At 71.4% G+C, this 22,577-nt stretch carries 18 protein-coding genes; 14 read left to right on the top strand and 4 right to left on the bottom strand.

The genetic code is table 11. The features are described 5' to 3' along the window. Together D7W82_RS26420 and D7W82_RS26415 are read left to right on the top strand one after the other, a co-directional pair. Positions 1–940: methyl-accepting chemotaxis protein (locus D7W82_RS26420; RefSeq protein WP_233587941.1), on the top strand; the 940-nt coding region annotated here is incomplete at its 5' end. 166 nt (positions 941–1,106) lie between these two features. Beyond that, positions 1,107–1,466, top strand: a complete 360-nt coding sequence (locus tag D7W82_RS26415; RefSeq protein ID WP_120621005.1) for a VOC family protein — start codon at positions 1,107–1,109, stop codon at positions 1,464–1,466. Positions 1,467–1,472: 6 nt separating this feature from the next. Here the strand turns inward: D7W82_RS26415 and D7W82_RS26410 are convergent, their stop codons facing one another. The 3 genes from D7W82_RS26410 to D7W82_RS26400 all read right to left on the bottom strand — a co-directional run bounded on the left by D7W82_RS26410 (position 1,473) and on the right by D7W82_RS26400 (position 5,445). Next, positions 1,473–2,261: a hypothetical protein gene (locus tag D7W82_RS26410; protein ID WP_147439538.1), complete on the bottom strand. Its 789-nt coding sequence runs from the start codon at positions 2,259–2,261 to the stop codon at positions 1,473–1,475. 85 nt (positions 2,262–2,346) lie between these two features. After that, the gene (gene dgt, locus D7W82_RS26405) at positions 2,347–3,795 is read right to left on the bottom strand and encodes a dGTP triphosphohydrolase (protein WP_120621003.1); all 1,449 of its coding nucleotides are present in this window, start codon (positions 3,793–3,795) and stop codon (positions 2,347–2,349) included. 75 nt (positions 3,796–3,870) lie between these two features. After that, entirely contained in the window at positions 3,871–5,445 is a 1,575-nt protein-coding gene (locus tag D7W82_RS26400) for an NAD(P)/FAD-dependent oxidoreductase (protein WP_120621002.1), read from the bottom strand. A 214-nt stretch (positions 5,446–5,659) separates the two neighbouring features. On the opposite strand from D7W82_RS26400, the gene D7W82_RS26395 reads away from it, so the two are divergent. From D7W82_RS26395 to dctA, 9 genes are all read left to right on the top strand, one after another. Beyond that, on the top strand, positions 5,660–6,145 hold the full coding sequence (locus D7W82_RS26395) for a chemotaxis protein CheW (protein WP_120621001.1): 486 nt from the start codon (positions 5,660–5,662) through the stop codon (positions 6,143–6,145). Further along, positions 6,142–7,794, top strand: a complete 1,653-nt coding sequence (locus D7W82_RS26390) for a protein-glutamate O-methyltransferase CheR (RefSeq protein WP_120621000.1) — start codon at positions 6,142–6,144, stop codon at positions 7,792–7,794. The genes D7W82_RS26395 and D7W82_RS26390 overlap by 4 nt, the downstream gene beginning before the upstream one ends. 12 nt (positions 7,795–7,806) lie before the next feature. Further along, on the top strand, positions 7,807–8,421 hold the full coding sequence (locus D7W82_RS26385; protein WP_120620999.1) for a chemotaxis protein CheW: 615 nt from the start codon (positions 7,807–7,809) through the stop codon (positions 8,419–8,421). Next, positions 8,418–10,061, top strand: a complete 1,644-nt coding sequence (locus tag D7W82_RS26380) for a methyl-accepting chemotaxis protein (RefSeq protein WP_120620998.1) — start codon at positions 8,418–8,420, stop codon at positions 10,059–10,061. The genes D7W82_RS26385 and D7W82_RS26380 overlap by 4 nt, the downstream gene beginning before the upstream one ends. A 3-nt stretch (positions 10,062–10,064) precedes the next feature. Continuing rightward, complete coding sequence (locus D7W82_RS26375) at positions 10,065–12,218, top strand: response regulator (protein ID WP_120620997.1); 2,154 nt, start codon at positions 10,065–10,067, stop codon at positions 12,216–12,218. Continuing rightward, a complete protein-coding gene (gene cheB, locus D7W82_RS26370) occupies positions 12,215–13,282 on the top strand; it encodes a chemotaxis-specific protein-glutamate methyltransferase CheB (RefSeq protein ID WP_120620996.1) in 1,068 nt (355 codons plus the stop codon). Before D7W82_RS26375 ends, cheB begins: the two co-directional genes overlap by 4 nt. A 112-nt stretch (positions 13,283–13,394) precedes the next feature. Next, positions 13,395–15,128 carry an ATP-binding protein gene (locus tag D7W82_RS26365; RefSeq protein ID WP_120620995.1) on the top strand — a complete coding sequence of 578 codons (1,734 nt, stop codon included), beginning with the start codon at positions 13,395–13,397 and terminating at the stop codon, positions 15,126–15,128. A 95-nt stretch (positions 15,129–15,223) separates the two neighbouring features. Next, the gene (locus tag D7W82_RS26360) at positions 15,224–17,005 is read left to right on the top strand and encodes a monovalent cation:proton antiporter-2 (CPA2) family protein (protein WP_120620994.1); all 1,782 of its coding nucleotides are present in this window, start codon (positions 15,224–15,226) and stop codon (positions 17,003–17,005) included. Positions 17,006–17,021: 16 nt separating this feature from the next. Continuing rightward, complete coding sequence (gene dctA, locus D7W82_RS26355) at positions 17,022–18,338, top strand: C4-dicarboxylate transporter DctA (RefSeq protein ID WP_120620993.1); 1,317 nt, start codon at positions 17,022–17,024, stop codon at positions 18,336–18,338. Between the two features lie 4 nt (positions 18,339–18,342). Here dctA and D7W82_RS26350 read toward each other — a convergent pair whose 3' ends face one another. Then, on the bottom strand, positions 18,343–18,765 hold the full coding sequence (locus D7W82_RS26350; RefSeq protein WP_120620992.1) for a response regulator: 423 nt from the start codon (positions 18,763–18,765) through the stop codon (positions 18,343–18,345). A 247-nt stretch (positions 18,766–19,012) separates the two neighbouring features. Here D7W82_RS26350 and D7W82_RS40635 point away from each other — a divergent pair, with 247 nt between their 5' ends. The 3 genes from D7W82_RS40635 (at position 19,013) to D7W82_RS26335 (ending at position 22,147) form a co-directional block, all read left to right on the top strand. Beyond that, positions 19,013–19,207 (top strand): hypothetical protein, encoded by a 195-nt coding sequence (locus D7W82_RS40635; protein ID WP_158617730.1) that lies wholly within the window; start codon positions 19,013–19,015, stop codon positions 19,205–19,207. A 100-nt stretch (positions 19,208–19,307) separates the two neighbouring features. After that, positions 19,308–20,786, top strand: coding sequence for a sensor histidine kinase (locus tag D7W82_RS26340; protein WP_120620991.1), 1,479 nt, complete (start codon positions 19,308–19,310; stop codon positions 20,784–20,786). After that, positions 20,768–22,147 (top strand): sigma-54 dependent transcriptional regulator, encoded by a 1,380-nt coding sequence (locus tag D7W82_RS26335; RefSeq protein ID WP_120620990.1) that lies wholly within the window; start codon positions 20,768–20,770, stop codon positions 22,145–22,147. The genes D7W82_RS26340 and D7W82_RS26335 overlap by 19 nt, the downstream gene beginning before the upstream one ends. Positions 22,148–22,577: the final 430 nt, after the last annotated feature.

The following is a 22,577-nucleotide window of genomic DNA, read 5'->3' as shown; positions in this document are numbered from 1 at the left end:
GGTGGAGGGCCGCGCGGCGCCGCCGCAGTGGGTGTCCACGGATGAGCTGGGGGACCTGTCCGCGCGCACGTGGCTGCTCTATGAACAATTGCAGGAGCTGCCCCGGGCGCTGAGCTCGTCCGCGGGGCACCTGGCGAAGGCGGGCACGCGGCTGACGGAGGCGAGCGACCAGCAGAACCGGACGTTGTCTCGGCAGGCGTCGGCCATCCACCAGGCGCGCACGACGGCGCAGGAGATCCAGCAGATGTCGAAGCTGGCGGCGAGCCGCGCGGGGAGCGTCCTGCAGGTGGCGGAGCGCGCCGCGGCGATGGGCAAGCTGGGCGAGGAGTCGCTGGCGGGCACGGAGCAGGGGCTCGACGACATCCGGGGCCTGACGCACGGCCTGAATCAGCAGGTGGTGGACCTGGGCACGCGCGCCCGCGAGGTGGGCCGGGTGTCGGAGGTGGTGAAGTCGCTGGCGGACCAGTCGCACATGCTGGCCATCAACGCGGCCATCGAGGCGAGCCGCGCGGGCGAGCAGGGCCGGGGCTTCGCGGTGGTGGCGCGGCAGATGCGCGAGCTGGCGGACCAGTCCATCAAGGCGACGGGACAGGTGCGTGGCCTCCTGGAGGGCATGGAGACCGCCACGGGCGAGGCGGTCGTGACGGCGGACAAGAGCTCCGCGGGCGTGCAGGCGGCGCTGGTGCCGCTGCGCAAGAGCGGCGAGCGGCTGCGGGAGCTCATCAAGCTGACGCACGAGTCCGCGTCGGCGGTGCGGCAGATCGCCGAAGCGGTGGCGCAGCAGCACGCGGGCGTGGATCAGCTGTTCAGCGCGGTGAGTGAGATGGACGAGCTGATGGCCGCGACGCTGCGGCAGCTGGGCACGACGCAGGAGGCGGCGACGGCGGTGGAGCAGGCGACGGGGCAGGTGTCGGAGCTGGCGGAGCGGTACGTGTCGTAGTCTGGCATTCCGTCTGCCATTGAGTTAGCCTTCACCCCGGTCGAAAAACGGCGGACCGGTTCGGTGAGCCCCGGTCACTTCCATGGTGGAAGCACTTGTCCGTCTCCTTCGGGATTCAGGACCCACGGCCCTTCGAAGGCATTCGTGTGCCTTCGCGAGGCCCACCATGAAGCTGAATCACCTTGATCTGCAGGTCCCCGACGTCCAGGCCACCGCCCGCTTCTTCACGCGCTACTGCGGCTTCACGTCGCACGCGAAGAACCATGACTCGCCCGCCATCGCCATGCTCGGCGGGGCGGATGGCTTCGTGCTCATCCTCCAGCGCCGCAAGCGCGACTCCGACGTCTTCCCCGAGGACTTCCACGTCGGCTTCCTCCAGGACTCCGAGGCCCCCGTGCTCGCCTTCCATGAGCGCGTGAAGGCGGACGGCCTGGAGGTGTCCGACGTCATCCGCAACAACCGGGGCACCCTCGTCTACTGCCGCGCCCCGGGCGGCATCCTCGTGGAGGTGAGCTGCCGCCCCTGAAGAGGGTCAGCCGGTGCTCTGCAAGGCGGGCTCGTCCCGGGACGTGGACCTCCACTCCCGGGAGTGCCAGTCGAGTTGCTGGGGGCGCGGCAGCTTCCATTCGAGCTGACGCACCCGGGGCAGCTCGACGGGCCTCGGCCTCGTGGCCGTCACCCTCCCACTCACGATCCGGATCAGCCGCATCAGCTGGTCCCGGTCGAGACGGATGCGCCCGTAATGGGAGAGCTGAATGGCTTCCAGCTCCGCCGCGTCGATGCGGGAGCCATGATGGGCAACGTAGCGCGCCAGCCGGGGCCCCAGTGCGTAGTGGAGCTTCCGCGCCGTGAGCAGGGACCGGACCACACAGAGGCCCTCGTAGGGGTTCTCCTCCAGGTTGATTTCGAGCACCTGCTCGCGCACCGCACGGAAGAATGCGTCTCCGTACACTTGGCGCGCACGCCCCTTCCGGGTGTCCAGCTCCGCGGCGACGGCCTCCACGTTGAGGAAGGTCGTCCTCGGCAGGTGCGCGAAGTCCCCTCCGGGAACAAGCCTCTGCTGGAAGGCCCAGGTGGACTCCAGGGTCCAGATGTCCACCGGGAGCTTCTGGACCTGGAGGCGCAACCCCCCGAACCGGTTGACCCGGACCAGTTCCCGAGAGAACGCCTTCCGGAGCGTATCCCCCGTCGTCCCCGCCACGACCAGATCCACGTCCCGGGGCGCCGCCGTCGCCGACACGGCCAGCAGGTCCCTCAACGTGCCGCCAAAGACGAAGACCTGCCAGTCATGCTCACGGAAGACGTCCAGGAGCGTCCGCATCGCCCCATGCCAGGGATGCGGCACGCGGGTGACGAAGTCGCTCAGACGCCTGCGCAGGACCCCCACGGGATCGTGGATGACCGCGCTATCCGTGGGTGAGCTGCGCATGGAGGTCGCAAGCAAAGGTGTCTGTCATTCCACAGACGTAGTCAGTCACCAACTGGTAGCGGTGGTACAGCGGAGGGAGGCTCGAGTTCTTGGAGGCGGATTCGAACGCGGTCCGGTAGTTCTTCGACAGCAGGTTGTAGACCTTGCCTTCAGGGCTTTTGTTGAACTTCTTCCAGGCTTTGCTTGTGGTGTCCACCGGGTCCGGACATCCATGAGCCCCCTCCCAGAAGATGTCCATCAATCCGTGGATGACACGGCGGCCCAGGGTCTCCAGGCGGAGCGTCTCCGGGGCGTTGTAGACGTGTTCGCGCCCGAACTTCTTGCACACCTCGATGAGGCGGGCCGCCCCACTCGCGCTGATGAGGTCGCCCTGTGTCAGCGCCTCTCCCTGCATGAGCCGGGCGTAGTGCCGCCGGAAGGCCGCGAGGACCTCCTTCTTGGCCTCTCCAATGACCAGCGTCCGGAAGTGCTGCGCGAGGGCTTCGTCCTGAGCCCGCCCTGCCAGCGGCGTGTCCGCTTTCTCGATGTACTCATGGACACTCTTGAGGATGCGCTGCGCCATGCCCGAATCGTCGTTCCCCGCCAGGAAGGCTTCGACCTCGTGCCAGCTCACGATGCCCTTCTTCACCCCATCCTCCAGGTCCACGGTCGCGTAGACCATGTCGTCACAGGCCTCGACGAGGAACGCGATGGGGTTGCGCGCAGCGCCCGTTCCGGTGAGCGACCGGATCCTGTCCACAAGGGGCTGCTCCGAGGCGAAATAACCGGGCTTCTTCCTGTCGGCGGGCCCCGTGTCGGACGTCTCATCCGAAGCGGCCGTGTACTTCATCGCGGCCGACAGCGTGCCCACCGTCAGGTTCAGCCCGTAGGAGTCCGCGAGCAGTTGAAGGCGCGACACGATGCGCAGCGTCTGGGCGTTTCCTTCGAACCGCAAGAAATCATTCCGGAGCTGGCCGTCACGTCCAGGAGCCGTCTTCGTCCCAGGGTAGAGCCCCTGGCCCGTCTCGCCGAAGCGCTTCTTGAACCAGCTGCTGATGGCCTCCTCGCCCGCATGACCGAATGGAGGATTTCCCAGGTCGTGAATGAGGCCGCACGTCGCCGCGATGGCTTCAATGTCGAGGACCCGTTGGCTGGAATCGATGTGGCCCTCGCGCCACATCCAACGGGCCGCGCCACGCGCGAGCCCCCGGGCCAATGTCGACACCTCCAGGGAATGCGTCAGGCGCGTCCGGACCGCGTCGTTCGGATCCAGCGGAAACACCTGGGTCTTGTCCTTCAGGCGCCGGACCGGTGTGGAGAAGACCGTCCGGTCATAATCCCTATCGAACTCGGTCCGGCCATCATCCTCCAGCGGTGCAGAGGCCCGTCCACCCATGGCCTCGCGGATCCGCGTGTCACACAGCAAGGTCTTCCAATCCAGCCCCATGATGTCCCCCCTGCTTCGACGATGTCGCCGAACCTAGCGGGGAGGTCTGACATGGGATGACCCGGCGCGTGTCCTTCAGCCGCTCCGGGCCATCCGGAGCGGTTCGGCGTCCTCCATGGGCGGCACGTACGGCCAGCCCTTCAGCGGACCCTTGCCGGCTTCACGCGTGAGGTAGTCCGCCGCGATGTTCGCGCTCTCCATGATGGTCAAGAGCCCGCTGCCCGGGTGCGTCCCTCCGCCCACGAAGTACAGCCCCTCCACCTGCGCGTTCTTCACGCGGGGCCGCAGCGGGCCCAGTTGCATCCAGGTGTGCGACAGGTTGAACACCGCTCCCCGGAACACGTTGAAGTCGTCCCTCCACGTCTCCGCCGTGAAGTAGCGCTCCGCCTTCACGTGCTCTCGCAATCCCTTGATGCCCACCTTCTCCAGCATCTTCGGGATGCGCTCGCGCAGCGTCGCCTCCGTCTTCGCCCAGTCCACCGGGCGCGCCGTGTTGGGCGTGGGCACCAGCACGTACAGCGTGGAGTGCCCCTTCGGTGCTCCCGTGCCGTCCGTCACTCCCGGGTTGCACACGTAGAAGGGCGGGTCGTCCACGTCCACCGTGCGGTCCTCCAGCGCGTCCTTGTCCGTGCGCCTCGCGCTCTCCGACAGGTAGATGAGGTGGTGCGGCAGGTCCGCGTACGTCGTGTCCAACCCGTAGTACGCCATGAACGTGCTGCACGAATACTTCGCCCGCTCCAGCGCTCCGTCCGACAGCCTCGAGCCCTCCCGCAGCTCCGGCGCCAGCAGCTTCTGCGCCGCGTACGCCAGGTCCGCGTTCACCACCACCGCGTCCGCGTCCAGCACCTCGCCGCCCTGAAGCTTCACGCCCACCGCGCGCCCGGCCTCCGTGCGCACCCGCTCCACCGCCGTGCCCATCCGGAACGTCACGCCCAGGTCCTGGGCGCACTTCATCATTCCTCGTGACAGCTCCCGGAAACCGCCCTGCACGTGCCACACGCCGAAGCACAGCTCGATGAACGGAATCACGCTGAACACCGAGGAGCACGTCGTCGGGTGCAGCCCCAGGTACTTCGACGGGTACGCCAGCGCGTACGTCATCCGGTCATCGTGGAAGAACGAATCCAGCTGCCGGTAGAGCGTCTGCCACGGCTTGAAGCGCAGCGTGGGCGCCAGCCTCCAGGGCGCGTAGTAGTCCAGGCTGCCCGCGTTCGTGCAGATGAACTTCTCGTACGCGAGCGCGTACTTCTTCCTCCCGTCCTCCATCCACTCCTGGAGCGCGCGCCCCTTCCCCGCGCCGAACCTCTCCAGGTCCTGGCCCATCCGCTCCAGGTCCCGCCGCGTGTCCAGGTGCGTGCCGTCCCAGAAGTGCACGCGCGTGTTCGGGTCCACCGGCACCAGCGTGACGTAGTCCTCCAGCCGCTTCCCCGCGCGCTGGAAGATCTGCTTCAGGATGCCCGGCAGTTGGAGGATGGACGGGCCGGTGTCCACCGCGTACTCGCCGCTCTCGCCCAGCGTGAGCCCCTTCATCCGGCCGCCGGGCACCGCGTCCTTCTCCACCACGGTGACCCGGAAGCCCTGCCCCGCGAGGTTGATGGCGGCCGTCAGGCCCCCCGGGCCCGCGCCCACGACGATGACGTGCTGAACCATGTGCCTCACGATGCCCGGCCCCGTGCCTGCTGGCGACTGTCCCCTGAGGACGGCCCGCACGAAAAAGCGTTTCCTTCCGGGACTCCGGGCGCTCCGCCGGGCGTTGGCTTGAGGCCGGACAACGCTCCCTCTCCCCCGGAGCGTTGTCTGGAAGACGGGCCAACATCCTGAATCCCCAGGGTGCCTTGCGTCCTGTAGCCTGCGACGCGCATCCATGAATCCCCCCTCGGAGGCCCGCCCACAGGAAGTCCTGCTGTTCACCCTGGAGCGGCAGCGCTACGGCCTGCCCGTGGAGGATGTGCGCGAGCTGGTGCGCGCCGCGCGCCTCACGCCCCTGCCCCAGGCCCCCGACGTGGTGGAGGGCCTGCTCAACCTGCGCGGGGAGCTCTTGCCCGTGCTGGACCTGCGCCGCCGCTTCCGCCACCCCGCTCGCGCCCTGTCCCCCATGGACCACTTCATCGTCGCCTCCGCCGGTGGACGGCCGGTGGCGATGCGCGTGGACCGGGCCGAAGGGCTGCACGCCGTCACCCCCGGGGAGTGGGACCCGTCCCCCCGGGAGCTGCCGGGCGTGGGGTACGTGGCCGGGGCCGCGAAGCTCCCGGACGGGCTGGTGCTCGTGCACGACCTGCGCTCGTTCCTCTCCGAGGCGGAGGCCCTGCAACTCGACACCGCGCTCGGAGCCCTCCCGGAGCCCGCTTGATTGGCGGCGTCCTCCCCTCGGGCTTCAAGGAGGTGCTCGCCCTGGTGGAGGAGCGCGCGGGGCTCGCCGCGCCCAGCTGCCTGGCCGCCGCGCTGGAAGGCATCCAGCGCGCCATGGCCCGCGCCAACCAGGACGACGTGGAGGTCTACCTGCGCGAGCTGTCGTTCGACAACGCGCTCCTGGACGACCTGCTCACCGAGCTCACCATCGGGGAGACGTACTTCTTCCGCACCCACGAGCACTTCGACCACCTGCGCCGCGTGGTGCTGCCGGAGCTGCGCGAGCGCCAGGGGCCGGACCACCTGCTGCGCGCGTGGAGCGCGGCGTGCTCCTCCGGCGAGGAGCCCTACTCCATCGCCGCGCTGCTGATGGCCGAGGGCTGGGAGGACCACATGACGGTGCGCGCGACGGACGTGTCGCGCACCGCGCTCCAGCGCGCCCAGAAGGCCCGCTACACGGACTGGTCCCTGCGCGGCCCCTCCGCGGACCGCATGCGCCCCCACCTCAAGCAGGAGGGCCGCCACTACCTGCTGTCGCAGGACGTGAAGCGCCACGTGCAGCTGAGCTACCTCAACCTGGCGCTGGAGACGTGGCCCTCCGCGGAGAGCGGCCTGTGGCAGCTGGACGTCGTCTTCTGCCGCAACGTCCTCATCTACTTCAACCGCGCCACCATCGAGGGCGTGGCGCGCAGGCTCCATGCGTCGCTGAACGACGGCGGGTACCTGTTCACGGGCCCGTCGGATCCGCCGCTCGGGGACTACGCGCCGTTCGAGCCCGTCCTCACGGAGTGGGGCGTGCTGTACCGCAAGCCCCTGGCCGGCTCGGACGCCGGGCACTTCGTCCCGCTCCAGCCCCTGGCACCGCTGCGCGCGGATGGCACGCCCTTCACCGTGGGCGCGCCGGGCGCGACTCCCGGTGGACGTCCCGGAGCCGGGTCTTTCCCCGTGGCGGCGGCCCCCGGCTCCTCCGGCGGTGCTCCCGCTTCGGGCCTCGGGCCTCCCGGCGGCGGAGCTCCCACTCCGGGCCTCGGGACCTCCGGCAGGGTCGCGTCCTCGTCGGGCGGAGCCCTGTCCGGCGGCGCTCCCGCTTCGGGGCCACCGGCGGCTCGCACCGCGGATGCGTCCACGTCCGGCCCCCGGACCCGCTTCACGCTCAGCGTGGAGGCCCTGGAGGCCGTGCGGGCGGCGCTGGCCCGCGGCGACTGGCGTGAGGCGGCCCGGCGGGCAGGGGCCCAATCGGCCGACCCGGAAGGCGCCCTGGCCGCGGTTCGTGCACTGGCCAACCTGGATCCGCGCGCGGCGCTGTTCGCCTGCGAGGAGGCCTCGGTTCGTCACCCACTGGTCGCCGGTCTGCGGTATCTGGAGGCCTTGCTGCTCCTGGGACAGGCGCGGGTGTCCGACGCGGAGAAATCCGCCCGGCAGGCGCTCTACCTGGAGCCGGGGCTCGAGGTGGGCCACCTGCTCCTGGGCCACGTGCTGCGCCGGCAGGACCAGGCCGCCGCCGCCGCCCGGGCCTACCGCGAGGCGGAAGGGCTGTGCCGGAAGCTGTCGCCAGAGGCGCTGGTGCCGCTGGCGGAAGGTGAGCGGGCCGGGGCGCTGGCGGACGTGGCCCGCGCGGAGTGGCGGCGCCTGGAGCGGACAGAAGTCTAAAGAGGCGAGCGGATGCCGAAGCGCGAGGGAAACATCGACTGGGACAAGGCCCGGGCCCGGCTGGAGGCGCTGGAGCGCGCCACCGAGGCGCGCGACTCCTTCACCGACGAGGCGGCCCTCGCCGCGCTCGACGCGCGCGCCCTCTCCCTGGCCCGCCCGCCGGAGCTCCCCGTGCTGCCCGGCAGCCAGCGGGAGGTGGTGCGCTTCCGGGCCGCGGGCCAGATGTATGCCCTGGAGTCGCGCTTCATCCTGGAGGTCCTGCGCGCGCCGGAGCTCACCCTGCTGCCGGGCGCGCCGCCGCTCTTGCGCGGCCTGACGCTGCTGCGCGGCGAGGTGCTGCCCGTGGTGGAGCTGGCCCCGCTGTTCGGCCGGCCCGCGGCGCAGGGCGCCGGCCCCGTGCTGGTGGTGGGCACGGCCCGCGCGGAGCTGGGCCTGCGCACGGATGAGGTGACGGAGGTGGCGGTGCTGACGGGCACGGAGCTGTTGCCCGCGCCCCCCTCCCTGGAAGAGGAAGCGGGCGCGCTGGTGTCCGGCGTCAGCCCCGACGGCACGCTCGTCCTGGAGGGAGAGGCCCTCCTTGGCGACGAGCGTCTCGTGTTCGAGCTTTCCGAAGAAGGAGTCGCATGAGCATCGGGAATCGCATCGCGCTGGGCTTCGGGCTGTCCCTGCTGGTCCTGCTGATCATCGCTGGCGTGGCCTTCCAGGGCGCCCAGCAGCTCACCACCACCACCGAGGGCCTGCTGGAGGCCCACAACAACTACAAGCTGCTGCGCGAGGTGCGCGCGCTCGTCGTGGACGCGGAGACCGGCCAGCGCGGCTTCATCCTCACCGGTGAAGAGACCTACCTGCGCCCGTACCAGAACGCCATGGCCGAGCTGCGGACGGACCTGGACGCCCTGCGCCCGGTGATGGCCCGCTACCCGGATCAGCGCGCCCGCTTCGCGAAGCTGGAGCCCCTGGTCCTGAACAAGCTGGACGAGCTGGCGGACACCATCCGCGTCCGCCGTGAGCAGGGCTTCGAGGCGGCCCAGGCCATCGTGAAGACCAACCGCGGCCAGAAGGAGATGGAGAGCATCCGGGAGCTCATCTTCGAGATGCGCGACACGGAGGAGGAGCGCTGGAAGCTCTACTCCGACGCCGCCACCCAGGCCGCGCAGCGCAGCGTCTGGGTGCTGGCGCTGGGCACCCTCCTGGGCCTGGCCATCGTGGGCGTGGGCAGCTTCGTCATCACCCGCGGCATCACCGACCCCCTGCGCAAGCTCACCTTCGGCGCGGAGCAGCTGGGCAAGGGCGACCTCACCCACCGCATCGACGTGCGCGGCAAGGACGAGATGGCCGACCTGGCCGGCGCCTTCAACGCCATGGCGGAGCGCCGCCAGCAGGCGGAGGTGCAGCTGGCGAAGCAGGCCGAGCAGCGCGAGCACACCCTCAAGACCGTGGCGGAGTTCGTCAACCAGCTGGCCGGCGCGTCCTCCGAAATCCTCGCCAGCACCACCGAGCAGGTGGCCGGCGCCCAGGAGCAGGGCACCGCCGTCACGGAGACGGTGAGCACCATCGAGGAGATCACCAAGACGTCGGAGGAGGCCGCCGGCCGCGCCCGCGCGGTGAGCGAGTCCGCCCGTCACTCCGAGGAGGTGGGCCGCTCCGGCCGCCGCGCCGTGGAGGAGGCGGTGTCCTCCATGGGCGCCGTGCGCGACCAGGTGGAGTCCATCGCGTCGCGCATCCTCGCCCTGGCCGAGCAGGCCCAGGCCATTGGCGACATCATCACCACCGTCAACGACATCTCCGAGCAGACGCACATGCTCGCGCTCAACGCGTCCATTGAAGCCAGCCGCGCGGGCGAGCACGGCCGCGGCTTCGCCGTCGTCGCCTCCGAGGTGAAGGCCCTGGCGGACCAGTCCAAGAAGGCCACCGCGCAGGTGCGGCAGATCCTGGGGCAAATCCAGAAGGCCACCCACGGCGCGGTGATGACCACGGAGGAGGGCACCAAGAGCGTGTCCGCCGCCACGCGCGTCGTCACGGAGGCGGGCACCACCATCCAGCAGCTGGCGGACCTGCTCACGCAGGCGTCGCTCACGGCCGCGCAGATCGCCGCGTCCGCCAACCAGCAGGCCACCGGCATCGGGCAGATCCGCCAGGCGATGCACGACGTGAACCAGGCCACGCAGCAGGGGCTCATCTCGTCGCGGCAGACGGAGCGCGCGATGCAGGACATCAACGCCATGGGCCAGAAGCTCAAGGGGCTGCTCGGGGAGTTCGGGCGCTAACCCATGGATCGCGACAGGCTGGCGCAGGCACTGCTGGACTCGTTCCTGGAGGAGCTGGAGGGGCACGTCGTGTCCCTCAACCGGGACCTGCTCGCGCTGGAGCAGGCCCCGGCGCGCGCGAAGGAGCTCGTCCCGGGCATCCTGCGCACGCTGCACAGCGTGAAGGGCGCGTCGCGCGCGGCCAGCGCCAGCATGGTGGAGAACGCCTGCCACCGCATGGAGGAGGTGCTGGAGCCGCTCATCCACGGGCGCGCCCCCTCGCCGGACCTCTTCGAGCTGTGCTTCGCCACCGTGGACGCGCTGGACGACGCGGGCCGCCGCCTGGCCTCGCGCCAGGAGCTGGCCGGCTCGCCGCTGGAGACGCTGCTGCCCCAATTGGAGCAGGCCGCGCACGGCACGCCCTCCCGGACGCCGCCGGGGCCCGCCCCGAAGCCGGAGCCCGCCGCTCCCGCCTCCGCGGAGAAGCCCGCGGAGGCCGAGCCGGAGCCCTCCGTCCCCGCGCAGGCCAGCGGGGAGACGCTGCCGGTGCGCGTGTCCGGGCAGAAGCTGGACGCGCTGCTGGGCCGCAGCGGGGAGCTGCGCGTGGCGATGCTGCGCCTGGAGGGCCACGCCGAGTCCCTGGAGGCGCTGCGCGACGACGTGACGGGGCTGCGCGAGCGGGTGCGCGGCACGCAGTCCGAGGCGACGCTGCGCCGCGTGGAGCTGGAGCTGGCGCGGGTGGCGCGGGTGCTGGCGCAGGACCGCCGCGCGCTGTTCCAGTCCTCCACCGGCCTGGATGATGAGGTGCGCCGCGCGCGCATGCTCCCCTTCGAGGAGGGCTGCACCGGCCTGGAGCGCGCCGCGCGCGACGTGGCGCACGGCCTGGGCCGGCGCGTGCGCATGGAGGTGCACGGCGGCGGGCTGGAGCTGGACCGCTCGCTCTTGCAGTCCCTGCGCGAGCCGCTGCTGCACCTGGTGCGCAACGCGGTGGCGCACGGCCTGGAGGCGCCGGAGGAGCGCGCGCGCCACGGCAAGCCGGAGGAGGGCCGCGTGGTGCTGTCCGCGCGGCTCCGCGGCAGCCGGGTGGAGGTGGCGGTGGAGGACGACGGGCGCGGCCTGGACCTGGAGTCCCTGCGCGAGCGCGCGCGGGCCCGGGGCATGGAGGCGCCCGAGGACGACGAGGACGCGGCGCGGCTGGTGTTCCTGCCGGGCCTGTCCACCGCGGCGAAGGTGACGGCGGTGTCCGGCCGGGGCGTGGGCCTGGACGTGGTGCGCGCCCAGGTGGAGGCCCTGCGCGGCAGCGTGGAGGTGGCCTTCAAGGCGGGCCAGGGCACCCGCTTCACGCTGGACGTGCCCCTCACCCTGAGCACCCTGCGCGTGCTGCTGGTGTCCGCGGGCGGGCAGGTGCTGGCGCTCGCCAGCGAGGGCGTGGACCGGCTCTTGCGCCTGGCGCCCTCCGACGTGCGCGAGGTGGAGGGCCGCATGTCCTGGGTGACGCCGGAGGCGCTGGTGCCGCTGGCGTCGCTCGCGGGCGTGCTGGAGCTGCCCCCGGGGCCGCCGAAGACGCGGCCCCCCGCGGTGGTGCTGTCCGCGGGCACCGCGCAGGCGGCGCTGGTGGTGGACGAGGTCATCGCGGAGCAGGAGGTGCTGGTGCGCTCGCTGGGCAGCCGCGTGAAGCGCGCGCGGCACGTGGCCGCCGCGGCGGTGCTGCCGGATGGGCGCATGGCGCTGCTGCTCAACCCCGCGTCGCTGGTGCGGGCCGCGGGGGGACGCCCCTCCGCCCAGTTCTTCCCCACGCCCAAGGAGCAGGTGGTGCGCCGGCGCGTGGTGCTGGCGGACGACTCGCCCACGACGCGCATGCTGGAGCAGAGCATCCTGGAGGGCGCGGGCTACGACGTCGTCGCGTGCGCGGACGGCGCGGAGGCCTGGGAGCGGCTCCAGGCGGGCGGCGCGGACGCCATGGTGATGGACGTGGAGATGCCGCGCATGGATGGCTTCCAGGTGACGGAGGCCGTGCGCACCTCTCCGCGCTTCGGGCGGGTGCCGGTGGTGCTCGTCACGTCGCGTGAGAAGCCCGAGGACAAGGCGCGCGGCCTGCAAGCCGGCGCGAGCGCGTACATCGTGAAGAGCGCGTTTGACCCCACGAGTCTGCTGGAGACCCTGAGGCGACTGCTATGAAGACCGAACCGTTGCGCATCCTGGTGGCCGAGGACTCGCCCACCGCCCGGCGGCTGCTGGTGGAAATCCTGCGCACCGACCCGGCGCTCACCGTGGTGGGCGAGGCCCGGGACGGCCTGGAGGCGGTGGAGCTGTGCCAGCGGCTGCAGCCGAACCTGGTGACGATGGACATCCAGATGCCGCGCATGGACGGCCTGGACGCCACCCGCCGCATCATGACGGAGGTGCCCACGCCGGTGGTGGTGGTGTCCACGCTGGTGGAGCGCGACATCCAGACGTCCATGGCCGCGCTGAGGGCCGGGGCGCTCGCGGTGCTCCAGAAGCCGGTGGGCCCGGAGTCGCCGGACTTCGAGGCGGACAGCCGCCGCCTGCGCGACACGCTCAAGGCCATGGCCCAGGTGAAGGTGGTGCGCCGCTGGCCGGACCGCGCCATCACGCCGTCGTCTCCACTGGAGTCCACGCCCACGCCCGGGACCCGGCCGCCCGCCGTGCTGGCGATGGCCGCGTCCACCGGAGGCCCCGCCGCGCTCTACCGCATCCTGTCCGACCTGGGCGACAGGGACACGCCCCCGCCCCCCATCCTGCTGGTGCAGCACATCGCGCTGGGCTTCGGCTCCGGCCTGGCCACGTGGCTGGGCTCGGCCACGAAGCTGCGCGTGAAGGTGGCCGAGGACGGCGAGCCCCTCACCGCCGGCACCGTGTACCTGGCGCCGGACGACAAGCACCTGGGCGTCACCACGGACCACCGCGCGCAGGTGTCCGGCGCCGCGCCCATCCAGGGCTTCCGCCCGTCCGCCAACTGGCTCTTCCGCTCCGTGGCCCGCGCCTACGGGCAGACGGCCCTGGCGGTGGTGCTCACCGGCATGGGTCAGGACGGACTGGATGGCATCCGGGACCTGCACCAGGCGGGGGGGCGGGTCATTGCCCAGGACGAAGCGACCTCCGTCGTCTACGGCATGCCCGCCGTGGTCGTGAGCGCCAACCTGGCGCACGAGGTCCTGCCGCTCGGGCAGATCGCCCGCAGGCTGCTGGCGCTGCTCCAGCCCGGGGGGCGGCTGCCCTGAAGTGTTGGTTGAGTGAAACTCATCCGCCGGAGTTCGTGGCCGGAATGGCGGCCCTGGCACGGAGTGTCAATATCGGGTCCAATCCAGGGCACCCCCACGCCCCCTCCTCCCGATGAGCGCTCCCACGACCGGACTGGCCTATGAAGCGGTGTTCGCCGCCATCCCCGACCCTGCCTATCTGCTGGATGGGACGGGCCGGCTGGTGTCGTGCAGCGCGGCGGGCGCCCGCGCGCTCGGCCGCGAGGCGGGCGCGATTTCGGGCCGGCACTGGAGCGAGCTGGGGCTGCCCCAGGAGGCGCTGGCCGCGCTGGAGTCCGCGCGCGTCCGCGTGGTGACGCTGCGCGAGTCCACCACCGTGGAGGCGCCCTGGCCCGGAGCGCAGGGCCTCCACCGGCACGCGCTGGTGCTCACGCCGCTGGGCACGGACGCGGAGGCGTCTCCGGCGGTGCTGGTGACGGCGCGGGCGCTCACGGAGGCCGAAGCCGTCTATTCGCGCGCGCTGGAGCTGGAGCAGGCCGCGCGCGCGGAGGTGGAGACCGCCGAGCGCCGCCGCTCCTTCCTGTACCAGGCGATGACGACGCTGTTCACGCACCCGCCGGATCCGCAGGGCATGTACACGCTGCTCGCGCACCTGGCGGTGCCGGACCTGGCGGACTGGTGCCTGGTGGACGCGCTGGAGCAGGGCCCGTGGGTGGGCCGCGCGGCGGTGGCGTGCCTGGACCCGACGCAGCAGGAGCGCGCCCGGAGCCTGCCCATGCGCATGGAGGTCCGCGAGGACGCGCCCGTGGGCCTGTTGCGCGTGCTGCGCACGGGCGAGCCGGAGCTGGTGCCGGCGGTGACGGAGTCGCTCCTGCGCGCGGCGGCGGCGGAGCCCGCGCACCCGGCGATGCTGCAGGCGTTGCAGGCGCGCTCGTACATGATCATCCCGCTGCGCGCGCGCGGCCACACGCTGGGCGCGGTGACGTTCGTGAGCTCCGGATCCGGCCGCCGCTACGGCCCGGACGACCTGGCGCTGGCGGAGGACCTGTGCCTGCGCGCCAGCCTGGCCATCGACAACGCGCGGCTGGTGGGTGAGTCCCGCCGGGCGGCGCGCGCGCGCGAGGACCTGCTCGCGGTGGTGTCGCACGACCTGAAGAACCCGCTGGGCGTGGTGCAGCTGGGCGCGGCGCTGCTCCTGCGCGGCACGGCGGGCAAGCCGGGCGGCGAGGCGGTGGCCAAGCAGGCCACGCGCATCAACGACGCGGCGGAGCGCATGTCGCGGCTCATCTCCGACCTCCTGGACTGGGGCCGCCTGGAAGCGGGCCACCTGCCGCTGGAATTGGGCGAGCACACCGCCGTGGCGCTGGCCACGGAGGCGCTGGAGGCCATCCGGCCGCTGGCGGAGGCCAAGGGGCTTCACCTGGAGGCGGACCTGCCCACGGAGGGCCTGCGCGTGAAGTGCGACCGCAGCCGCGTGCTCCAGGTGATGGGCAACCTGCTGGGCAACGCCGTGAAGTTCACCCCGCCGGGCGGCACGCTGGCGGTGAAGGCGGTGATGCGCAACGGCGAGGTGTCCTTCGACGTGCGCGACACGGGCAACGGCATCACGCCGGACGCGCTGCCGCACATCTTCGACCGCTACTGGCAGGCGCGCGACGCGGCCGCCCGCGGCACCGGCCTGGGGCTGGCCATCGCCAAGGGCCTGGTGGAGGCGCACGGCGGCGCCATCCGCGCGGAGAGCATCCTGGGCACCGGCAGCGTCTTCACCTTCACGCTGCCCGTGGCGCACATCGGCATGCCCGTCGCCGCGCCCCAGGCGGCCGCCGCCGGTGGCATGTCGCGTCCGCGCGACACCTACGAGCACTGACGCCGCGCGGTCGCGCCTGACGGCCGCCCAGCAGGCTTGAGCAGCACCCCACGCCTGTTGCCGAGGTGGCCTTCAGCGTGCCATGCAGGCGCCTTATGTCCTTCCTGCATCAGGCGCTGGTGTATCTGGCCGCCGCCGTCGTCGCCGTGCCCCTCTTCAAGAAGCTGGGGCTGGGCTCCGTGCTGGGCTACCTGGCGGCGGGCGCGGCCATCGGGCCGTATGGCGCGGGCCTCATCTCCGACGTGGAGAACGTCCTCCACATCGCGGAGCTGGGGGTGGTGCTGCTGCTGTTTGTCATTGGCCTGGAGTTGCAGCCGTCGCGCTTGTGGAACCTGCGCCGCTCCGTGTTCGGCATGGGCGGCGCGCAGGTGGTGCTGACGGGCCTCTTGCTCGCGGGCGTGTCGAAGGTGCTGGGCCTGTCCTGGGGCGCGGCCATCATCGCGGGCTTCGGCCTGTCCTTGTCCTCCACCGCGTTCGCGCTCCAGCTGCTCGGGGAGAAGAACCAGCTCACCACCGAGCACGGGCAGCTGGCCTTCGGCATCCTCCTGTTCCAGGACCTGGCCGTCATCCCGCTCCTGGCCGCGCTGCCGCTGCTGGGCACGTCCGACACGCCGGCCACGGAGGCCGGGTGGCTGATGGCCGTGAAGGCCGTGGGCGCGGTGCTGGTGGTGGTGGTGGCGGGCCGCTACCTCTTGCGGCCGGTGTTCCGCGCGGTGGCGTCCGTGCACAGCCAGGAGCTGTTCACCGCGACGGCGCTGCTCGTGGTGGTGGGCACCGCGTCGCTGGTCAGCGCCGTGGGCCTGTCCATGGCGCTGGGCGCGTTCCTCGCGGGCGTGCTGCTGTCGGAGTCCGAGTACCGCCACGAGTTGGAGGCGGACATCGAGCCCTTCAAGGGCCTCTTGCTGGGCCTGTTCTTCATCGCCGTGGGCATGTCCGTGAACCTGGCGCTGCTCGCGCGAGAGCCCCTGCGCGTGCTGGCGCTGGTGCTGGGCCTCACGTTCCTCAAGGCGCTGGTGCTGTACGGGCTGGGGCGCGTGGGGCTGAAGAAGCCGGGCTCCGCGGAGAGCCTGGCGGTGGTGATTTCGCAGGGCGGTGAGTTCGCCTTCGTCCTCTTCTCCCTGGCCGTGTCCTTCCACGTGATGGACCGCGAGCAGGCGGACCTGCTGGTGCTGGTGGTGGGCCTGTCCATGGTGGTGACGCCGTTCCTGTCCGCCGTCCACGAGGGCTGGGTGGCGCCGCGCTTCAAGCACAAGGGCCCGCAGCGCGAATACGACGTGTCCCCGGAGGAGGACCACCCGGTCATCATCGCGGGCATGGGGCGCGTGGGGCAGGTGGTGGCCCGCCTGCTGCGCGCCCGCCGCATCGGGTTCACCGCCATCGACGCGAGCGCGGAGCACATCGACTTCATCCAGCGCTTCGGCAACCAGGTGTTCTACGGGGACGCGTCCCGGCTGGACCTCCTGCGCGCCGCCCGCGCGGAGAAGGCGAAGGTGTTCGTGCTGGCCATCGACGACATGGCCGCGTCCCTGCGCACCGCGCAGATGGTGAAGGAGCACTTCCCGCACCTGACCATCTACGCGCGCGCTCGCAACCGCGAGCACGCGTACCGGCTGCTGGACCTGGGCGTCACCCACCTCATCCGTGAGACGTTCGACGCCAGCCTCACCATGGCCGGCGACGTGCTCCAGGAGCTGGGCCTCACCTACGCGGAGGCCCGCCGCTCCGTGGAGCGCTTCCGCGAGCACGACGAGGCCCTGATGCTGGAGAGCGCCAAGGTCTTCAAGGACGAGAAGAAGATGATGGAGGTCATCGTCCGCGCGCGCCGCGAGCTGGAGCAGCTGTTCGAGAAGGACGAAGCCGAGCAGAAGTCGGCCTGAGGGGGGACACACGACCATGAGCGCCGATACCGCCTCGGGCCACTCCAAGCCCTCGCGCCTCTACCTGTGGGTGCTGGCCGCCATCTTCGCGGGGGGCCTGTTGGGCCACTTCGCGCCGGCCACGGCGGTGAAGCTCAAGCCGCTGGGCGACGGGTTCATCGCGCTGGTGAAGACGCTCATCTCCCCGGTCATCTTCCTGACCGTGGTGCTGGGCGTGGCCAACGTGGCGGACATGAAGAAGGTGGGCCGGGTGGGCGGCAAGGCGCTGCTCTACTTCGAGGTCATCTCCACGTTCGCGCTCATCATCGGCGCGGTGGTGGTGACGGTGCTCAAGCCCGGCTCCGGCTTCAACGTGGACCCGCGCACGCTGGACGCGAGCGCCGTGGCCCGCTTCGCCCAGCAGGCGCATGACCAGTCCACCCTGGGCTTCCTCCTGCACATCATCCCGCGCACCTTCGTGGACGCCTTCACCGGCGAGGGCGACCTGCTCCAGGTGCTGCTCCTGGCGCTGCTGTTCGGCTTCTCGCTGACGGCCATTGGCGCGCAGGCGAAGCCCGTGGTCGTCCTCTTCGAGGCGCTCTCCAAGGCCTTCTTCCACATGATTGGCACGGTGATGAAGCTGGCGCCCATTGGCGCGGGCGCGTCCATGGCCTTCACCCTGGGCGCCTACGGCGTCACCAGCCTGGGCCCACTGCTGCGCCTGATGGGGTGCTTCTACCTGGCGTGCGTGCTCTTCGTCGTCGTCGTGCTGGGGCTCGTCGCGCGGGTGACGGGCTTCTCCATCCTGAAGTTCCTGCGCTACATCCGCGCGGAGCTGTTCCTGGTGCTGGGCACGTCGTCGTCCGAGTCCGCGCTGGTGCCGCTGATGCAGAAGCTGGAGCGGCTGGGCTGCTCCAGGTCCGTGGTGGGCCTGGTGGTGCCCAGCGGCTACTCCTTCAACCTGGACGGCACCAACATCTACCTCACCATGGCGGCGCTGTTCGTGGCCCAGGCGCTCAACGTGGACCTGACGTTCACGCAGACGGCCACGCTGCTGGGCGTGGCGATGCTCACGTCCAAGGGCGCCTCCGGCGTGACGGGCGCGGGCTTCATCACCCTGGCCGCCACGCTGGCGGTGGTGCCGTCCGTGCCGGTGGCGGGGCTGGCGCTCATCCTGGGCATCGACCGGTTCATGAGCGAGGCGCGCGCCATCACCAACTTCATTGGCAACGGCGTGGCCAGCATCGTCGTGTCCCGCTGGGAGAACGAACTGGACCGCGAGCGGCTGCGCGCGGAGCTCAACGGCGTGCCCGCTCCCGAGGCCCCGCCGGCCGACGCGGGGACACCGGCCTGATTGTTCAGGCGTGCGCCACCGCGTCGCGCACCGCCTCCTTCAGCACGTCCAGGTCCACCGGCTTGTCGAGCAGCCGCCGGGCGCCCAGCCGCAGGGCCTCCGCGTGCGTCTCCTCGTCCGCGAAGGCGCTGAGCAGCAGCACCGGGCACGCGATGCCCTGCGCGCGCAGCCTCCCGAGCGCCTCCAGCCCGGTGCGCCCCGGCATGCGCACGTCGCTGACGATGAGGTCCGGCGGGGCGAGCGAGCCTCCGTGGCCCTGCATCATCGCCACGTAGTCACCCAGCTCGAAGCCGTCCTCCACCTCCACCACCGTGTAGCCCGCGCGCTTGAGCGTCCGCACGAGCATCGCGCGCATCGCGTCGTCGTCCTCGGCCACCAGGATGCGCGGGGCGTGCGTGGCTTCTTCTCGCGGAGGTGCGTTCGTCATTCAGGTGCGGAGGAGCATGGCGCATGCCACGTGCCTTCAAGAGACGTGGATCCGTCAGGTCGCGTGGGGTGCCGGGGCATCCTGCCCCCGCCGGGGCAATGTGCCCCAGGCATGCATGGACATCCTGCCCCGCGTTGGCAGCGCGCCACTCTGGGGCGTGCCTTGGCATGGCCAATGCTCTAGCCCCGGTCAGCCCCGCACCCCACACCCCACTTCACACCTCGCGGGCATGACACGGAGCCTCTCCATGAAGCGCACTTCCGCCCTGGTCCTCGGCCTGTCCCTGTCCCTCGCCTCCATGGGCGCGTTCGCGGCCGCCCCCAAGACCGCCAAGAGCGCGCCCGCCGCCCAGGCGAAGGCCGGCACCAAGGCGAAGAAGGCGAAGCAGGGCGCCTCCCAGAAGGCCCCCGCCGCTCCGGCCGAAGGCTCGAGCAGCAACTAGCCACACACTGTCGTGACGCAGCACCCGCGGTACCCGTAGCGTACCTCCCCGGTCCGTGTGTTCCTTCCCCCTCACGCACGAACCGGGGGTTGCCTCTTCCGTGAAGCTCGCTCGCAAATTCACCCTGGCCCTCGTGCTGCTCGCCGTCGCCGTGATGGCCGGGCTCCAGGCGTTCCAGGTCAACCGGGAGCTCGCCCGGTCGGAAATCGACACGCAGCACGACCACCGCCTGCTGGGCCATACGCTGGCCGGCTCCATTGGCAAGGCGTGGCAGCTGGCGGGCGAGGCCGAGGCGCTCACGCTCCTCCACCAGGCCAACCGCTTCCAGGAGCAGGTGCGGCTGCGCTGGGTGTGGCTGGACGGTGGACCGGGCTCCGGCTTCGCGCCGGCGCTGCCCCCGGCCCTGCTGCTCAGCCTGCGCGCGGGCAACGACGGCTGGCTGATGGACAACACCACCAGCCCGGGCGTGCTGCGCTCGTACACGCCGGTGTTCCTGGGCCGGCGCATGGGCGCCATTGAAATCACCGAGTCCATGTCCGAACAGGAGATGCACGTGCGCACCACCGTGGTGGGCACCTTCATCGCCACGGCGGCGCTCTCCCTGTTCTTCCTCCTGGCCGCCATGGCCATGGGCCGCAAGCTGGTGGGCCAGCCCGTGGAGCAGCTGGTGCACCTGGCCGGACGCATTGGCGAGGGCGACCTCACCGCGCGCGTGCCCCTCAGGCGCGAGCAGGGCGACGAACTGACGACGCTGGCGGTGGCCATGAACCGGATGGGTGAGCAGCTGGAGGAGACGCGGGCGCGGCTGGCCGTGGAGACGGCGGCGCGCCTGCGCACGGTGGAGCACCTGCGCCACGCGGACCGGCTCACCACCGTGGGCAAGCTCGCGTCCGGCGTGGCGCACGAGCTGGGCACGCCGCTCAACGTCGTCATGGGCCGCGCGAAGATGGTCTCCTCCGGCGAGGCGGAGGGCGACGAGGTGAACGAGTGCGCCCGCATCATCTTCCAGCAGGCCCAGCACATGACCGGCATCATCCGGCAGCTCCTGGACTTCGCCCGGCGCCGCACGCCGTCCCGCGCGCCGGAGGACTTGTCCCTGCTCGCGGAGCGCACGCTGTCGCTGCTCAAGCCCATGGCCACCAAGAAGGGCGTGATGCTGTCCCAGGAGGTGCCCCCGGGCTTCACCGTGGAGGTGGACGCGGGGCAGTTCCAGCAGGTGCTCACCAACCTGGTGATGAACGGCCTCCACGCGATGAACCAGCCCGGCACCTTGCGCGTGCGCTCGCAGGTGCTGCGCGCCACGCCGCCCGCGGACGTGGGCGGCGCCGAGCAGGACTGGGTGCGGCTGGACGTGGAGGACGAGGGCTCGGGCATCCCCGCGGACGTGCTGCCCCATGTCTTCGAGCCCTTCTTCACCACCAAGGACGTGGGCGAGGGAACGGGGCTCGGTTTGTCCGTCTCCTATGGGATGGTGCGCGACCACGGCGGCTGGATTGACGTGAAAAGCGAGCCGGGCCGTGGGAGTTGTTTCTCCATCTACCTGCCGCCGGGGACGCACGCATGCCAGGCCGCATCCTGATTGTCGAAGACGAGCGCGAGATGCGCGCCATGGTGGAGAAGGGCCTCCAGCGCCGGGGCTTCCAGCCCGTGGCCGTGGCCGCCGCGGACGAGGCCCTCCAGCGGCTTGCCGCCGAGGACTTCGACACCGTCCTCACCGACCTGCGCATGCCGGGCATGGACGGCCTGGCGCTGTGCGAGCGCATCGTGCTCAACCGGCCGGACATCCCCGTGGTCGTGGTCACCGCCTTCGGCAGCCTGGAGACGGCCGTGGCCGCCATCCGCGCGGGCGCCTACGACTTCATCACCAAGCCCATCGACCTGGACGCGCTGGTGCTGGTGCTGGAGCGCGCCGTGCAACACCGCGCCCTGCGCGCGGAGGTGCGCCGGCTGCGCCAGGCCCTGGACCAGCGCCAGGACGACGGCGCGCTCGTGGGGGAGAGCCCCGCGCTCAAGCAGGCGTACGCGCTCATCGACCGGGTGGCGGACGTGGACGCCACGGTGCTGATTACGGGTGAGAGCGGCACGGGCAAGGAGGTGGCCGCGCGCGCCCTCCACGCGCGGGGCCGGCGCAAGGAGGGGCCCTTCGTGGCCATCAACTGCGCGGCCATGCCGGAGCAACTGCTGGAGAGCGAGCTGTTCGGCCACGCGAAGGGCGCCTTCACCGACGCGAAGGCCTCACGCACGGGCCTGTTCGTGAAGGCCCACGGCGGCACGCTGTTCCTGGATGAGGTGGGCGAGCTGCCCATGACGCTCCAGCCGAAGCTGCTGCGCGCCTTGCAGGAGCGCGTGGTGCGCCCGGTGGGCGGGGACACGGAGACGCCCTTCGACGCGCGCATCGTCGCGGCGACCAACCGCGACCTGGAGCTGGCGGTGGAGGAGGACCGCTTCCGCGAGGACCTCTACTACCGGCTCAACGTCATTGGCCTGGAGTTGCCCCCGCTGCGCGCGCGCGGCAACGACGTGCTGCTGCTGTCGCAGCGCTTCGTGGAGCAGTTCGCGTCCCGCACGGGCAAGAAGGTGGTGGGCCTGTCCCCCGCGGCGGCGCAGCGCCTGTTGGCCTACGGGTGGCCGGGCAACGTGCGCGAGCTGCAGAACTGCATCGAGCGCGCCGTGGCGCTCACGTCCTTCGAACAGCTCACGGTGGACGACTTGCCGGAGCGCATCCGCAACTACAGCACGCCGCGCGTGGTGCCGGAGAACACGGACCCGTCGGAGCTGGTGACGCTGGAGGAGCTGGAGCGCCGCTACATCCACCGCGTGCTGGAGGCGGTGGGCGGCAGCCGCACGCTCGCCGCGCGCATCCTGGGCGTGGACCGCAAGACGCTCTACCGCAAGCTGGAGCGCGGCGACACCGAAGCCCGGGAGGCCAAGAAGCCCTGAGCCGGGGAGGGACAGGACCCACCACCCCCGGGTGGTGCCCGCCCCGTTTTCCCGTCCCCTGGGAGACCTGGACCATCCGCTCCGGCCACAACCCTCCGCCAGGGGCACAAGTCGCGCGTCATCCCTCGGGGCGGGCCCCCGCTTTGCTTTCCGCGGGGTATGGTTCCAGGAGGATGCGTTCCGTTCCCCTCCAGAGCCGTGTCTTCTGTCGCGTGGTGGACCTCGCGCGCAAAGCAGGCGACCGGAATGCCACGGACCCGTTTCCTCCTGGAGGTTCCTGCCTACCCTCGGAAATCCACGAGTCCTTGTTTCGCGTAGACAGGCGGTCAGGACGCCCGCCGCCATCCTGGTTCCGTGCTCCGGCGTTGAAGCCGGGCACGCTCCGCGGCACCGCTGTGTTTCCCACCTGAAGGAACCCGCTCCCCCGCAC

Source organism: Corallococcus sp. CA049B (assembly GCF_003611685.1).
GTDB classification, from domain to species: Bacteria; Myxococcota; Myxococcia; order Myxococcales; family Myxococcaceae; genus Corallococcus; species Corallococcus coralloides.
The sequence above is the reverse complement of the archived record's forward strand: the minus strand, read 5'-3'. Positions and strand labels throughout refer to the sequence as shown.

Bases quoted from the DNA above. Each gene is read 5' to 3' on its own strand.
- D7W82_RS26415 (WP_120621005.1), top strand. From the start codon at position 1,107: ATGAAGCTGAATCACCTTGATCTGCAGGTCCCCGACGTCCAGGCCACC.
- D7W82_RS26410 (WP_147439538.1), bottom strand. From the start codon at position 2,261: ATGCGGACGCTCCTGGACGTCTTCCGTGAGCATGACTGGCAGGTCTTC.
- dgt (WP_120621003.1), bottom strand. From the start codon at position 3,795: ATGGGGCTGGATTGGAAGACCTTGCTGTGTGACACGCGGATCCGCGAG.
- D7W82_RS26400 (WP_120621002.1), bottom strand. From the start codon at position 5,445: ATGGTTCAGCACGTCATCGTCGTGGGCGCGGGCCCGGGGGGCCTGACG.
- D7W82_RS26395 (WP_120621001.1), top strand. From the start codon at position 5,660: ATGAATCCCCCCTCGGAGGCCCGCCCACAGGAAGTCCTGCTGTTCACC.
- D7W82_RS26385 (WP_120620999.1), top strand. From the start codon at position 7,807: ATGCCGAAGCGCGAGGGAAACATCGACTGGGACAAGGCCCGGGCCCGG.
- D7W82_RS26380 (WP_120620998.1), top strand. From the start codon at position 8,418: ATGAGCATCGGGAATCGCATCGCGCTGGGCTTCGGGCTGTCCCTGCTG.
- D7W82_RS26375 (WP_120620997.1), top strand. From the start codon at position 10,065: ATGGATCGCGACAGGCTGGCGCAGGCACTGCTGGACTCGTTCCTGGAG.
- cheB (WP_120620996.1), top strand. From the start codon at position 12,215: ATGAAGACCGAACCGTTGCGCATCCTGGTGGCCGAGGACTCGCCCACC.
- D7W82_RS26365 (WP_120620995.1), top strand. From the start codon at position 13,395: ATGAGCGCTCCCACGACCGGACTGGCCTATGAAGCGGTGTTCGCCGCC.
- D7W82_RS26360 (WP_120620994.1), top strand. From the start codon at position 15,224: ATGTCCTTCCTGCATCAGGCGCTGGTGTATCTGGCCGCCGCCGTCGTC.
- dctA (WP_120620993.1), top strand. From the start codon at position 17,022: ATGAGCGCCGATACCGCCTCGGGCCACTCCAAGCCCTCGCGCCTCTAC.
- D7W82_RS26350 (WP_120620992.1), bottom strand. From the start codon at position 18,765: ATGACGAACGCACCTCCGCGAGAAGAAGCCACGCACGCCCCGCGCATC.
- D7W82_RS40635 (WP_158617730.1), top strand. From the start codon at position 19,013: ATGAAGCGCACTTCCGCCCTGGTCCTCGGCCTGTCCCTGTCCCTCGCC.
- D7W82_RS26335 (WP_120620990.1), top strand. From the start codon at position 20,768: ATGCCAGGCCGCATCCTGATTGTCGAAGACGAGCGCGAGATGCGCGCC.